The sequence below is a fragment of the Mesorhizobium sp. L2C084A000 genome, assembly GCF_000502875.1.
Classification (GTDB): domain Bacteria; phylum Pseudomonadota; class Alphaproteobacteria; order Rhizobiales; family Rhizobiaceae; genus Mesorhizobium.
In genome coordinates, this window is record NZ_AYWX01000001.1 from 860164 (window position 1) to 874792 (window position 14629).

The 14629-nt window shown below is 61.3% G+C and carries 7 protein-coding genes; 5 read left to right on the forward strand and 2 right to left on the reverse strand.

Translation table 11 applies throughout. The features are described from left to right. The first annotated feature begins 25 nt into the window (after window positions 1-25). From X735_RS26180 to brxL, 5 genes are all read left to right on the forward strand, one after another. The gene (locus X735_RS26180) at window positions 26-796 is read left to right on the forward strand and encodes a hypothetical protein (protein WP_023809230.1); all 771 of its coding nucleotides are present in this window, start codon (window positions 26-28) and stop codon (window positions 794-796) included. Continuing rightward, window positions 793-1359, forward strand: coding sequence for a hypothetical protein (locus X735_RS161775; RefSeq protein WP_050592628.1), 567 nt, complete (start codon window positions 793-795; stop codon window positions 1357-1359). Before X735_RS26180 ends, X735_RS161775 begins: the two co-directional genes overlap by 4 nt. Then, window positions 1356-4808, forward strand: a complete 3453-nt coding sequence (gene brxC / locus X735_RS161770; protein ID WP_023809232.1) for a BREX system P-loop protein BrxC — start codon at window positions 1356-1358, stop codon at window positions 4806-4808. The genes X735_RS161775 and brxC overlap by 4 nt, the downstream gene beginning before the upstream one ends. A 3498-nt stretch (window positions 4809-8306) precedes the next feature. Then, window positions 8307-10661 (forward strand): BREX-1 system phosphatase PglZ type B, encoded by a 2355-nt coding sequence (gene pglZ / locus X735_RS161760; protein WP_023809234.1) that lies wholly within the window; start codon window positions 8307-8309, stop codon window positions 10659-10661. Beyond that, window positions 10662-12716, forward strand: a complete 2055-nt coding sequence (brxL, locus tag X735_RS161755) for a BREX system Lon protease-like protein BrxL (RefSeq protein WP_196815290.1) — start codon at window positions 10662-10664, stop codon at window positions 12714-12716. 66 nt (window positions 12717-12782) lie between these two features. Here brxL and X735_RS161750 read toward each other — a convergent pair whose 3' ends face one another. Both X735_RS161750 and X735_RS161745 read right to left on the reverse strand, forming a co-directional pair. Beyond that, window positions 12783-13544 (reverse strand): recombinase family protein, encoded by a 762-nt coding sequence (locus tag X735_RS161750; RefSeq protein WP_023809236.1) that lies wholly within the window; start codon window positions 13542-13544, stop codon window positions 12783-12785. 157 nt (window positions 13545-13701) lie between these two features. Beyond that, window positions 13702-14628: a DUF3102 domain-containing protein gene (locus X735_RS161745; protein WP_023809237.1), complete on the reverse strand. Its 927-nt coding sequence runs from the start codon at window positions 14626-14628 to the stop codon at window positions 13702-13704. Window position 14629: the final 1 nt, after the last annotated feature.

Genomic DNA, 14629 nt, shown 5'->3' on the forward strand with positions numbered 1-14629 from the left:
ATGTGAGCTGCATAGGGGAGTTGTCGTGGGCAGTTTTGATTTCATTGCTAGCGCAAAAGGTGACGCCGGTTTCCGTGAGGGAGCTAAGGGCACTCATACCAGCCGGACCATAATGGTCGCAGAACTCGAGCGTGTGCTTCGAGAGGGTTCATCTGGCCAGGCTTTGGACAAAATCGTCATCGAGGACAATCTCTTGGAGAAGGCGACTACGTCTGGTCGTGCCTTGACCCTACAGAGATTGAAGGAGCTCTACGGTCTTGATCAGTCGATCCCAATATTTCGGACACTCTCCACTCTATGGACCCTCGACGCAAAATCCCTTCCTCTTCTCGCCCTTCTCGCGGCCCTGGCTAGAGATCCGCTTCTGCGCGCGACTGCAAAGCCGATTGTTAGCCTCCCAGTTGGTTCTGAGCTCATGCGCGATTCGATCAGAAACGCCATATCTGCAGCTGTCGGGAACCGGCTGAACGAGGCTACCTTAGACAAGGTCGTGCGCAACGCCTCCAGCTCTTGGGCGCAGTCCGGCCACCTGATCGGGCGCACTTTCAAGAGGCGGGTTAGTGTCGCTGCCACGCCGGCTGCGATGGCGTTCGCAATCTGGCTCGCGCAAGCCGCAGGGTTCACGGGTGAGGAGATTCTGTCCAGCGGCTGGGTCGCTATCCTCGACCTAGAGCCAGCGGAGATAAGGACTATGCTGGAGCGGGCTCGAGCCGCTGGGCTCGTTGACGTTCGTCAGCTCGGTTCGAGGTTAGAGATCGATGCCTCCCGCCTCTCCAGTTTGGGAGCGTCCGCATGATGTCGAAGATCGATCGCTTAGCCAACGCCTTCGCGGCCCACGTCGCGATCGGCTGGCCGGCCAGCTCCTCCGGGGCCCAGCGAGTAATTATGGTGGTCTACGATCCGACCGATGAACGGGCGCTACGCCGCAAACTCGACCTTTTCTCTCAAAGCGCTCGCGCCGCTGGAATGTCTTGGAAAGCTCTCGATCTCACTCCAGTGATCGCGGAATGGCTTGCAGGACACCGCTACAGGGACGTCTACTTCGCTGAGCCAGATGAGCTGGCCTCGGCAGGCGAGGACCGGGTTGCCGCTGCAATTGCCGCGAAGATCCAGGGAGAGCTCGCGGCCGACAGTCACGACGCCAACGCAATTCTCGCTGTGCACGGTATAGCCGCCCTCTACGGTTTCGCCAGCGTGTCGGACGTCATCTCTCGTGTGGAACATGCGATCCGCGGGCGCCTGCTCATATTTTTTCCCGGCCGAGTTCAGGACGGCCGCTACAGGCTGCTCGATGCGCGCGAAAGCTGGGACTATCACGCCGTGTCTATTACGCTGGACGATACCGGAGACGTTCGATGAAGTTGATTGCCGAAGTCCTCGACCGCGACCCGAGACAGAACCGTCTGATCAACAACGGCCAAGCGCGCATCGGCTCCGACGAGGCTGAGTCGCGCGGCGAACTCGAGAGCTTCGTCTGCGAGGGACGCTACGACGATGGGATCGTGCGCATCGTCGAGACCTTCGTCCGTGATCTCAGCAAGTCGAGCCAGCAGGCTTCTTGGGTCAGCGGCTTCTATGGCTCGGGCAAATCGCATCTGATCAAGATGCTGGCCTTCTTATGGGAGAACCGCCCCTTGTCCGACGGGATGACGCCGGTTCAGCTAGTGCCGCACCTCCCGGACAACGTTCGAGCAGCGCTAAAGGAGCTCGACCAGGAGGCGACGCGTGCCGGCGGCACTTTCGCCGCTGCAGGATCGATGCTGTCAGGGCAAGCTGAGCGGCCGCGTTATTCGGTTCTGTCGATCATGCTAAAAGCAGCCGGCCTGCCCGGAGATTTCGGGCTTGCGCGATTTATGCTGTTCTTGAAGGATCGAGCGATCGAGAGTGAGGTCAGGGCGGCGATCGAGGCGAAAGGGAGCACCCTTGAGCAGGAGGTGGAGGACCTCTTCGTCAGCCCGCTTATTGCCGATGCGCTAATGTCGGTCGACCGGACACTCGGGTCGACGACGAAGGAGGTTCGCGACGCAATACGCGCGCAGTTCCGCTCGCCCGACTACGACATTTCGAAGGATCAGTTCACAGATTCCGTGCGGCGCGTCCTGAAACTCCAGAGTCGGAACGACCGGCTTCCGCTGACGTTGATCGTGCTCGACGAAGTGCAAATCTATATTGGAGAAAGCCAGGACCGGGCCGGTGCCATGGCCGAGATCGCTGAAACCTTCGCCAAGGAATTCGGCTCAAAGGTCATGCTCGTGGGTGCAGGACAGAGCGCGCTGACGAGCATACCACAGCTCATCCGGCTTCTCGATCGATTCACGGTCCGCGTGCAACTCGACGATGCCGATGTTGAGACTGTGACCCGAAAGGTCCTTCTTCGTAAAAAGGCGAGTGAACGTGACACGGTGGCTAAGGCGCTTGACGCGAATGCTGGCGCAATTTCCAGGCAACTTCAGTCGACCCGCATCGCGGAGCGACCCGAGGACCGCACGATCCGAGTCGATGATTATCCGCTACTTCCTGTGCGCCGCCGTTTCTGGGAAGCTGCCTTCCGCGCTCTTGACCGGCAGGGCACACAGGCGCAGCTGCGCTCCCAACTCCGCATCTTGCATGATGCTCTGGGCGACATTGCCAATCGGCCATTGGGCGCAGCGGTGGCGGGTGATGTCCTCTATGACGCCCTGAAGGCTGCACTTGTCCAGTCAGGCGACCTGCCGCGCGACGCCTACGAGCGCATCGAGAGCCTGCCAAAGGAGTATCCGCAAGATGGCGATCTCCCACGCCGCATCGCCGCGCTCGCCTACCTAATTTCCCGACTGCCTCGCGAGACGGGCGCCGACATTGGTGTGCGCGCAACGGCCGAGCATCTCGCGGACCTTCTCATCGATGACCTCAAAGCTGACCAAGGCGCTTTTCGCGCTCGCGTGCGCGAGCTCATCGAGCGAATGGTGAAGAACGGTGACCTCGTGTCGATTGGCGAGGAGGTTCGCATCCAAACTGCTGAAGGACGGGCGTGGGAGCAGGACTTTCGGAGATACAAAGGCCAATACGCCAACGACTTCTCGGCAGTGGGCGACAAGCGGGAGGCGATCCTCGCCGAGGCGCGGGACGCCGTCCTTGCCACGGTATCCCGCCTCCACGGGGAGGCGAGAGTTCCACGCCGCCTAACCCCGCATCTCGGCGAAAAGGCTCCTGCGGGCGACGACCGCAACGTGCCGCTTTGGGTCCGCACCGGCTGGCAGGTTTCGGAGAAAGATGCGCGCGATGCCGCCCGGGCACAGGGCTCGCAAGACGGCATCGTCCACCTTTACATACCGAAGTCGTCGAACAATGACCTTCGTGACGCGATAGTCGACATGCTTGCGGCGCGTGCTGTTGTCGGACAGCGTGGTGGTGGGCATGGTCCGAGCGGAGACGAGGCGCGCCGGGGCATGGAGACGCGCGAGGCCGCGGCGCTTGAGCGCGCAACGGACCTCGTCCGGCAGCTCGTTGACAATTCAGTCGTTCTCGTCGGTGGTGGCGCCGAGATGAGGGAGGCGACGCTCGCCGCCCGGCTCGACGCAGCGAACGAGACTGCGCGCAAGCGCCTTTTCCCCCGCTTCAAAGAGGCTGACTTCCAGGCCACGTCTTGGGAGAAGGCCATCCGGGTTGCTCGTGAGGGTGGCGAGCAGCCTCTTTCGGCAATCGGCTTCTCGGGCGATGCCGACCAGCATCCAGTTGGTCGAGCGATCCTCGCCGAGCTCGGGGCCGGCCGCACCGGCTCCGAATTGCGTCGAACCTTCGAGCGCACGCCCTACGGTTGGCCGTCCGAGGCAGCCGATGCCGCGCTCGTTGCACTTGTGCGGCTTGGTAAGCTCAAGGCAACGGTGAATGGCGAGCCGGCCGCACCGCAGGTGCTCGACAAGCCAACGATCGGCAGAGCGACATTCCAGTCGGAAGACGTGCAGATCGGTCCGCGCGACAAGATCAAGCTGCGCGGCTTCCTTCGCACGCTCGTCCCCGATGCGGGCGATGACGATCTCGCGGGATCAGGCAAGAACTTCGTGCGCGCCTTGCGTCGGCTCGCCGAAAGCGCGGGCGGCGAGGCACCGCTGCCAGCCGCGCCGCGCTTGACTTTAGAGGACGAGGCGCAGGCGCTCGCCGGCAACGCGCTGCTCGCCCATCTCCTGAGACATCGGGATGAGATCGAGGCGGCGATCAAGCGCTGGCACGATCAGGCCGCACTCAAAGATCAACGCCTTGCGCGCTGGAGTCTCGCCACGCGCCTGGCACGGCACACGGAGGGTATCCGGGAGGCCGACGGCGATCGGATCGAGATCGAAGGCGTGCGCCAGGGCCGGCAACTACTCGAACCGCTAGATCCGCTGACACAGCCGATTGCCGATCTACGGCAGGTCCTTGTGCAGCGCATCACCACGGCGCACCGCCTCCTCTCCGAACGCATCCGTGAGGTGCTCGCCGAACTTGCCCAGCTCCCCGCCTATGCAGATCTCGAAGCAGGCGTCAAGGAGGCACTCAACCGCGAAGTTGAGCTAGTGATCCCAAGCGCACCACGCACGGAAGACGATGCGGCGCTCGCTGATACGCTCGATCGCATGCCACTCTCCGCTTGGCGCGACGCCATCGACGCCGTCCGCCAGCGCCAGGCCAATGCCGCCGAGAAGGCTGCGCGACGTGCCGAGCCTACTGTCCAGACCATAACACTTGAGCGCGCCACTTTGCGCACGCCTGAGGACGTTGAAACCTGGGTATTGCGGCAGAAGGAGAAACTGCTGCAAGCCATTGCGCGCGGCCCAACCCTCGTCAGCTAGACCGTCGCGTCAGAAGGAGATCGCCGTGCCGATTGCGCTAAATAGAGAGATTCGCAAGATCCTAGAGGTTGTTGTGCGCAAGGCGCGCGACGAAGCCGAGGGGGGGTCGGAAACGGCTTTGCGCCAACTGGGCGTGGCCGATCCGAAGCGCCCATCTTGGCTATCGGAAGCCGACGCTGCCTTGCGCGTTCGGCTGCGCGCTCACGCCAAGACGTTGGGCGATCCGGTAGACACGGGCGAGCCAGCTAGGATGCCGCGCTTAATCCGCGAGATGGCCTATGCCCATTGGCACCGGACGCTCTTCGCNAGTTCAGACGTGTGCTCTTCCGATCTTGAATTTGCAGGGCCGATGCTGCCGGCGATCTTTCCGAAGGACGATCCGGTGCTTGCGGTGGCGCTACCGCCCGAGACACGACAGCGCCTGTCGGAGCTCGTCGAAGGGCTCCCCGCTCAGACATTCAAGGCGGACGACTCGCTAGGCTGGACCTATCAGTTCTGGCAGGCAGACCGAAAGAAAAAGGTGAACGACAGCGAGGTCAAAATTGGTGCGGACGAGCTTCCTGCCGTCACGCAACTCTTCACCGAGGACTACATGGTCCTCTTTCTGCTGGAGAACACGCTCGGCGCCTGGTGGGCGGGAAAGAAGCTCGCCGAGAATCCCGATCTCGCTCGCGACGTTGCCGACGAGGATGAGTTGCGTCGCAAGCTGTCACCGCCAGGATACGCGTGGACGTATCTGCGTTTAGTGCGCGACGGCGACGTCTGGCGCCCAGCGGCGGGTGCCTTTACCGGCTGGCCGACGCGAGCCGCGGACATCACTATGCTAGATCCCTGTATGGGCTCGGGTCACTTCCTGGTGTTCGCGCTCGACATGCTTGTCGCTTTGCGCAAGGCGGAGGAGAACCTCGACGACGAAGCTGCGGTAGTTGCCGTCCTGCAGGACAACCTCCACGGCTTGGAGATCGACCCACGCTGCACCCAGATCGCCGCATTTGCCCTGGCCCTCGCCGCATGGAAACGCCTCGCCGGTGTGCGCCCTTTACCCGCCCTGCATCTCGCCTGCTCGGGCCTGTCGCTCGGCATGGGAAAGGAGGAGTTCGTCCGTCTCGCCGAGAAGATCGCCGCAGCGGAGGGCTTCGCCGGCGGCCGGGCGGATCTCCTCGGCCGCTCGCGGAACCCGATGGAGGAGCAGGCCCTCGCCCGCCGCCGCGGTGGCCTCGAACACCTCTACGACCTTTTCGACCAAGCCCCGATCCTCGGCTCCCTAATTGATCCGCGCCGCGCGCTTGGCGACTTCGGCACGCTCTTCTCTGAAGGTTTCGACGACCTTGCAGCGATCATCGGCAAGGTGCTTGAAAGCGCCGACCGCGATCCTGAAGTCCGCGAGGCAGCTGTGACAGCGCAAGGACTGGCGAAGGCAGCAGAGCTGCTTTCGCGACGATTTACACTGGTTGCGACAAACGTCCCATATCTGGGCCGCCGCGACATGGAAAGCGAGCTCAAGGTCTACGTCGACAAGATACATCGCGAGGCCAAGGGCGATCTGGCTACGTGCTTTATCGATCGGATGCGTGGTCTTGTGGTTGACGATGGATCGATAAGCTGCGTTGCACCGCAAGCATGGACTTATGCAACTTCGTTCGAAGCGTTCCGTCTGGCCCTTCTGAAATCCATGCGGATACCGAGTATTGTGAGGCTTGGCTCGGGCGCTTTTGAGACCATTAGTGGCGAAGTTGTTAACGTCGGCCTCTATATTTTTGTTCTCGCCAAGCCTTGGGAGAAAATATTTGCCATTGACGCGGACAGGGCAAATTCCTCGGAACGACTTACGGCAATGGTTAAAGTAGAGAACGTCATAACAACGAAAGAATTACTCTCTTCTCCTTCAGCGATCATCTCTTTTTCAAATACCCGGCACGCTCACTTCTTAGGCGAATATTCCGGAGCGTTTCAAGGCACGTCTCCAGGTGATGGCTCTCGCCTTTTGCGCATGTTTTGGGAGGTCCCGCAACTGGGGGGAACCTTAGAGCCTTTTGTTAACACGCCCTCGGCAACAGGGGACTTCAAGGGCCGAGAGCAGGTGATTTTCTGGCATCAAGTCCAAGCTGGTTTCGACGGTGCGGCAATCCGGGGGCGGGATGCCTGGAATCGCTCCGGAATCGTTACGACGAAAATCGCTCCCTTCTACAGCACTCGATACACTGGAGAGCTGTTCAGCACATCATCTCCCGCAATCATCCCGAAGAGGCCCGATTATGCGAATGCAATTTGGTGCTTTATGCTGTCGGATGAATTTCTTTCGCAGGTTCAGGGCGTGAACAGTAGCTTCGGGATCGGCAACGGCTACTTTAACAAAATCCCCTTCGATCTTTCCCACTGGCAGGGCGTCGCTGCCGAGCGTTACCCGAATGGCCTGCCGAAGCCCTACTCCAATGATCCGACCCAATGGCTCTTCGACGGCCATCCCCGTGGGTTGGCGAATTCGAACACCACCTATGGCGAAGGGCAGTCGCTTCAGTTTGGGCTGGCGGCACACCCGCTCCAGGCCGCCGTAGCGCGCCTGCTTGGTTACCGCTGGCCTAGGCAGACGGGTTCTTCATTCATGGATTGCCCTGCGATCGAGGAGCCGGACGAGATCGACCGCGCGGGCGTCATAGACGAGGATGGTATCGTCTGTCTGCCTGCACTCCACGGTGAAGGCCCCGCCCATGAGCGCGTGCGCGGTGTGCTGAAGGCAGCTTGGGGCGCAGACTGGCGTGAGGGAGTCGAGAGCGCATGCCTAGCGGCTGAGGGCTGGGACAAGGACCTTGAAAGCTTTCTCGCGGATGGGTTCTTCGGTGGCCATTGTAAGCTATTCCATCAGATGCCTTTCGTTTGGCACATATGGGATGGTATTGAAGGGGGCTTCTCCGCGCTCGTGAATTGCCACAAACTCTGCGCACCGGATGGTGAGGGCCGACGTCTCTTGGAGAAGCTGCGCGATACCTATCTCGGCCAATGGATCGGGGATCAGCGCAGGCTCGTCATGAGTGGGGATGCGACGGCGGAAGATCGCCTAGCCGCCGCCGAGCATCTGCGCAACGAGTTTACCGCCATCATCGAGGGCAAACCGCCTTATGACATCTTCGTGCGCTGGAAGGCTTTGCACCAGCAGCCGATCGGCTGGGAGCCGGACATCGACGACGGAGTCCGCCTCAACATCCGCCCCTTCTTAACGGCTCGGCCGCGCGGGAAAGCTGCCAAGAAGGCCTGTATCTTGCGCGTAACGCCGGGCGTGAAGAAGCACGAAGGCGCAGACCGTGGCGGCGAGCCATACCGCGATAAGGTTGATTACCCCTGGTTTTGGGCAGAAGATCACGACGTCGAGATCGTCGATTTCGCCGGCGGGTCTGAGTTCAAAGGTCGCCGCTATAACGACTTCCACTATAGCCGGCCTTTCAAACAGGCCGCGCGCGACCGCAGGAAGTCGACCACCTCGACTGAATCGGAAGCAGCCGAGTGACACGCCAAGCCACTCTCCTCGACGGCCTAGCTTCCGCGCTCAATGACTCTGCTCTTCCTTTCGAGCGCGGCGCACATTGGCGCGCGGCGCTGCTCTGGCCTGACCCAGAGAATCAGTTCGTAGCAGCCTATGATCGCTTACGCGCAGGCTTGGCCCCGCACGGGCTCTCAGTGTATCGACTCGGCGAATACGACCCATCGTCTGCCACCGGCCCGGCAATCTGGCTGCGATGTCTCCTCGACGCCAAGCTCGATGACTCTCCGTCACCAGGCGCTGTCTCCGTGTTCCTTCTGCCAGGAGTGTCGAGCGCCGAACTCAGGCATCCGCAGACTCTACCCAAACTTCTGCGCCCACTCGCCGAGCTGCAATATCGCGGCGACATCTTCCGCAACCGTCGCCAAGCGCGCGACTGGACCGTCGGCTCCTTCCTGCGCTCCTCTGAACAAGGCTTGAACCTCGACGTCGCGACTGACACCCGAACCGACGAGGCTGTTGCGACGGCACTCCCGAAGCTGCTCACCTATCCGCTTTCCGACTTCCCCAACCGCCGATTAACAACGGAGGATTTCCTGCGCCTGATCGAGCCGGACGAGGTTCGCGCGCTACTTGCCTGGATCGCCGATCCGAACTCAGCCCGTGCCGGACGCACGCCGGAGACGTGGGAGAGCGTGCGTGGTCTCGTCAAGGCGACATTCGGAATCGAAATGGACGCTAAAGGCGCCCGCCAAGCAGCGGTGGAGCGTCTCGCGAAGGGAGAGGGTGCCTGGCGCAAAGTTCTCGCGCGCGTCGATGAAGCACCTGAGCAGTATCGTGCGGTGTGTGAAGAGCTCCGTAGGGCCGAGCAGCCAATGCTTCCCGGCTTCTCTGAGCCTGACAGAGGCACAAGCGCCGACAACCAGCTTCAGGAGCAGATCCTCGGAGCTGCGCTTCGGCTGGCAGCCGACCTCCCGCACCAGGACGCGATCGCCCGCGTCCTGGCCCTAGAAGTTGAGCACGGACCGCGGCGAACGATCCGGTGGGCAAAGCTGGGCGAGGCGCCTTTTGCCAGAGCGCTCGAGCCGCTCGCGCGCCTGGCCGCGGAGGTCCGCGCCCCGCTCGCTGGCTCCGACGTTCCTGGCCTAGCCCAAGCCTACGCCGACGGCGGCTACGCTGCGGATGGTGCGCTGATCGACGCGCTGGCAGCCGGCGGCCCACATGCGGATATCGTTGGCAGAATTGCCCGCGCGCTCTACCTCCCTTGGGTCGATTCTCTAGCAACCCGCTTTCTCAACGCGCTCGAATCCGATGGCGGCGCGGGATCGCAGGCGAAGCCGATTGTGGTTGCGACCGGCACCTGCGTGCTGTTCGTCGACGGTCTGCGCCTTGACTTGGGCCGACGTCTGCTCGACAGGCTTGCCGCCTCAGAGAGTGTCAGCTTCTCCTGGCGCCTCGCGCCAGTGCCAACTGTAACAGCGAGCGCGAAGCCGCTGGTCACGCCCGTCGCCGCCGCGATCCGTGGGAGTGGCCGCCCGAATCTGTTTCTGCCACTGGAAACTTCCTCGGGCAAACCGGCGGACACCGCCTGCCTCGTCGCCGCGATGATCGCCCGTGGCGTTGACGTGCTGGCTAAGGGCGAGACTCGCGGGCCGTCTTCCTCGCAGGCAATCGGTTGGAGTGAGTGCGGCCATCTTGACAAGGACGGTCATTCGATGGGCGAGCGCCTCGCCGGACAGATCGAAGACGAGATCGAAGCTATTGCGAATCGTGTCCAGGCTCTGCGCTCTGCGGGTTGGCCGTGCGTGCGCGTTGTAACCGATCACGGCTGGTTGCTTGTGCCTGGTGGTTTGCCTAAGTCGACAATAGCTTCCTCGACGCTCGAGGCGACGGCCTGGTCGCGCGTTGCACGCCTGACGGACGGTTCAGCACCGGAAGCCAAGACCCTGCCTTGGACTTTCGATGCCAACGTGCGCATTGCTGTGCCGCCCGGTGCCCACGCCTTTCGGGCTGGGGAAGCTTACGCTCACGGGGGGGTGTCTCTGCAGGAATGTGTTGTGCCAGACATCCTTGTCGGCGAGGTGCCTGGCGCAGCTCCGGCCTCCGGTGGCCGCGTCAAGATCACGAGCGTTAACTGGAAGCGCTACAAGTTGACCGTTTTACTCAATCGCGATGCGCCAGACCATCACGTCGAAGTGCGGCACTCCGAGCGCGATCAAGGGAGCCGCATTGAGGCCGAGCGCGTTGGTGGCGAAGGGCCGATCATTGAACTCCGAGTCGACCCAGACCTCGACGAAGAGACGCCCGTCGTTGTCGTGCTCCTCGACGCGCATGGATCGGTCGTCGACGCAAAGAAGACTGCTATTGGAGTGAATTAAGTGAGCCTGAGTCTGGACAACCTCGACGAGATCGGATCGCGCGCCTTCGAAGGCTTTGTCGTGCGCAAGGATCTCGTGCGCCGCTACGCCAAGGCCTATCCGGTTCCGGCCTATGTTGTGGAATTCCTGCTCGGCCGCTATTGCGCGTCGACGGACGACGCCGAGATCGCCGAAGGGCTGCAAATCGTCGAGAAGCAACTGAAGGATCGCTGCGTCCGCACCGGACAGGAGGAGGTCTTCAAGGCGGAGGCCTTCCGCAAGGGTTCAGTGCGGCTCATCGACGTCGTGCGAGCGCGCCTCGACGCAAAGAACGCGTGCTATGTCGCTGAGCTGCCGAGCCTTGCGCTTCGCGACGTGCGTATCCCGGACGAGATGGTCGCCGAGAACGAGCGCATGCTAATCGACGGATTCTATGCCGAGGTAACGCTCTCCTACGACAACGTGATAGCGCAGGAAAAATCCGGGCGGCCCTTTGGCATCGAGGCGCTGCGTCCGATCCAGATGTCACGCTCAGATGTGCTCAATCTCTTATACGCTGGGCGCCGCGCTTTCCCATCGACAAGCGTATGGATCGATTTCCTCCTTCGCTCGATTGGCCTTGAGCCGTCCGCCTTCGACGAGCGGGCGAAACGGGTGGCCCTGCTGCGCATGGTCCCCTTCATCGAGCGCAACTACAACCTCGTCGAACTTGGCCCCCGAGGAACCGGCAAGAGCCACCTCTTTCAGCAGATCTCACCTTACGCCCACCTTATTTCCGGAGGTAAGGCGACAGTCGCTCGGATGTTCGTCAACATGGCGAGCGGCCAACGCGGGCTCGTCTGCCAATACGATGTCGTCTGCTTCGATGAGGTCGCAGGTGTGTCCTTCGATTCGAAGGATGGCGTGAACATCATGAAGGGCTACATGGCGTCCGGCGAGTTCTCACGCGGCAAGGATTCGATCCGCGCCGAGGGCGGCATAGTGCTCGTAGGGAACCTTGACGTAGATCTCGATCAGGCCCAGCGCACCGGGCATTTGCTTTCGCCCCTCCCGCCCGAGATGCGCGATGATACCGCGTTTATGGACCGCCTGCACGCGTATGCGCCCGGCTGGGACTATCCCAAGCTCGACCCTCGCAAGCACTTGACCGATCACTTTGGCCTTGTCTCTGATCTCCTTTCGGAGTGCTGGACGCGGATGCGCACGACGTCGCGCGCGAGTGTGCTCGATGGGCGCATCCATTTTGGCGGCGCGCTTTCCGGCCGGGACATAGAGGCAGTGCGCAAAACAGTCAGCGGCGTCGTAAAGCTTTTGCACCCGGATCCGTCGGAGCCAGTCCCGGATGAGGACCTCGAATGGATAGTGCGCCTTGCACTTGAGAGCCGGCGGCGTGTGAAGGAGCAGCAGAAGCGCGTCTTCAAGAGCGAGTTCAAGAATACGCTCTTCAGTTACACCGTCGGGCTAGACGGCATTGAGCAGTTCGTCGCGACGCCGGAACTCCATTCCGACGAGGCGATAGACGCCGAGCCACTGCCGCCCGGCCAGGTCTGGGGCATCAGCCCCGGTGGCGAGACGGGACCAGGGCTCTACCGAATTGAAGTCACCGCCCAGCCCGGGTCGGGCGTTCGCATTCTGAACCACCCGACGCCGCCTGCATTCCGTGAGAGCGTCAAGGTCGCCGAACAAAACCTCTATTCGCAAGCACGCAGCCTGGTGGGAGATCGGGACCCCCGCGCGCACGAGTTCACTGTGCAACTGCGAGCGATGGACGCAGACAAATCCGGGACGCTCCTCGGCATTCCAGCGCTTGTGGCCTTGAGTGGTGCCATGCTCGGCAAGAACACACGCGGATCAACCATCATCGTTGGCGCCCTCGCTCTCGGCGGCTCACTCGAACCATTGTCCAATGTTATCCGGATCGCGGAGCTCGCCGTCGAGAAGCAGGCTGGAACGCTACTGCTGCCGGTGGCGGCACGGAGGCAGCTGAACGACCTTCCGGACGACCTATGGACGAAGATTTCTATCGAGTTTTACCGCGATGTTGCGGACGCGGTGTTCAAGGCGCTTGAGGATTGAGCTCCAGGCGGCCTTGGCGGAACTGCAGGCAGGAAATAGGAATTGTCGCCCAGGAAACCAGTCGGTTCAGAATGACCCGAATACTGGATTTTGATCATACGCTGGTGACTCAGCCTGCTGAGATTCGCGTCTTACGAGTTTCTTGGCAGATCTCAGCGGTCTCCGGAGTCCAGAGACGGTCCAGGGCAGATTGCGGCTGGTGCGGATTCCACGTTCGTTCAGAATGGCGACCAGCTCGCGGGCGCTTTTCTCATCGCTCAGTGCCTTCAGAATGGACGCGATTTCCCTGACCTTCTGCTCGGCCACTTCCTGCTTTCGCAGAACGCCTAACCGTTGGGCTTCAGCGAGGTTACGCCGATTGCCAAGAGAAATACCCTGCGCCTTCTTCACAGCGAGTGCGTGCTTGGTCCTCTCAGAAATCAGGTCACCTTGACGCTCGGCCTGAGCAGCCTTGCTCGCCAGCAGAACGGCATTGCGTATCTCTCCGTCATTGGCGGAGATAATCGTGACCTGATACTCCTTTACGATCTGATCTAACGTCTGGGCATGACGTGAGATGCGGTCTAGCCCAGATGCAATGATGGGGCGCCCTGTCGCCTTGGCTACCTCCAATGCCATCATCAGCCCCGGACGATCCAACAAGTTGTTTTCTCCCCGGCCTGTGCCGACGTCGTGAAAGGAGCCGGAGATCCTGAGCCTGTCGAGCTGCGCATATGTGTCTATCGCGGCTTTCTGTCCATCAAGCCCGATCCCATGCCGACCTTGCTCCTCTGTCGAGACTCTCCTGTATGAGATGGCCTGCTTCCACTTCGACTGTTTCGTTCTCATGGAAGTGCCTCCTGGTGAGTTAGTGAATAGATCTGAGCAGACCCATACGATCCCGATTAGATATGCTCATCCAAAGTGTTCTTGAGATTGGAGCCCTGGACGGAGACCACCATCGAATGCCGCCGGTCGGTTAGGCGTCGCGACGCTTAAGGCCGACTTATGCCGCCTGCTGTTCAGGTGCAGGTTGAAACACCGCCTGTTTCAACGCTTCGGCCATGGCCTTCTTGAACACCTCGTGGCCGGCAGTATCATAGAGTTTGGCGAATTTCGGCAGAACTTTTGTCAGCATCTTCATCAACCTGGCAGCCGTGTCGACCTGTTCGGGCGTTGCAGACGGCAGAGTTGTTTGTGCCTTGGCGGCCACCGACGCAGTCGGTGTAGTCGCCGAATGCGCTTGGGGTGCCTCCGCGATTGGCGTGGTTGACGTGCCGACGAACGATGGAGTGATCGAAGCGGGCATAGCTTTCGCTGGCGTGGTGGCCGTGCCGATTTCTGACACCCTTGTTGGTGCTGTGACCTTGCCGGTAGCTATAGCAATCATCTCCTTGACACGCTTCGGCTTCGGGGTTGGCTTACCTGCTTTGATGTCGAGGGCAATGGTCTTGGTGAGTTCGTCGCGCACGGAGTCTGCATTCGGTGCCGCCAGAAGCTGCAAGGCAGTGTCGGACAGATTAAGATTCAGGACGGACCCACTCTCCTCAACCATACGGGCCACGTTCATGTAAGTTTGGGCGGTTTTCGCGGTCATTTCGAATTCAGCCTGAATCCACTTGCCGAACATGCCGTGGCCGAGTTTGACTTTTATCGACTCCAGTTCCTTGCCGATCTCAACGATATTGCGGCTGACGCTTTCCCTTTGGCCGTGAATACGGCCGGCCGCTTCCTCAGCCAGCTTGGCAATCGCCGGATCGAGCTCGCTGTAAAAGCTCTTCCCGACCGATAACACCAATGGCACCGCATTGCCCGCTATGCGGGTGTCAGCCTCCGTGGCCTCGTTGTTAAGGCGCTCAAGACCATCGCCGGCGTGGCTTAGGTCGAGATCGTCAACTTCCGCGTCGATGGCTTTTGAAGCGTGTGCAGTCATA

What these genes read in the sequence shown, in the direction of transcription:
- X735_RS161775 (WP_050592628.1), top strand. Translation starts at nt 793, where the DNA reads ATGATGTCGAAGATCGATCGCTTAGCCAACGCCTTCGCGGCCCACGTC.
- brxC (WP_023809232.1), top strand. Translation starts at nt 1,356, where the DNA reads ATGAAGTTGATTGCCGAAGTCCTCGACCGCGACCCGAGACAGAACCGT.
- X735_RS161750 (WP_023809236.1), bottom strand. Translation starts at nt 13,544, where the DNA reads ATGAGAACGAAACAGTCGAAGTGGAAGCAGGCCATCTCATACAGGAGA.
- X735_RS161745 (WP_023809237.1), bottom strand. Translation starts at nt 14,628, where the DNA reads ATGACTGCACACGCTTCAAAAGCCATCGACGCGGAAGTTGACGATCTC.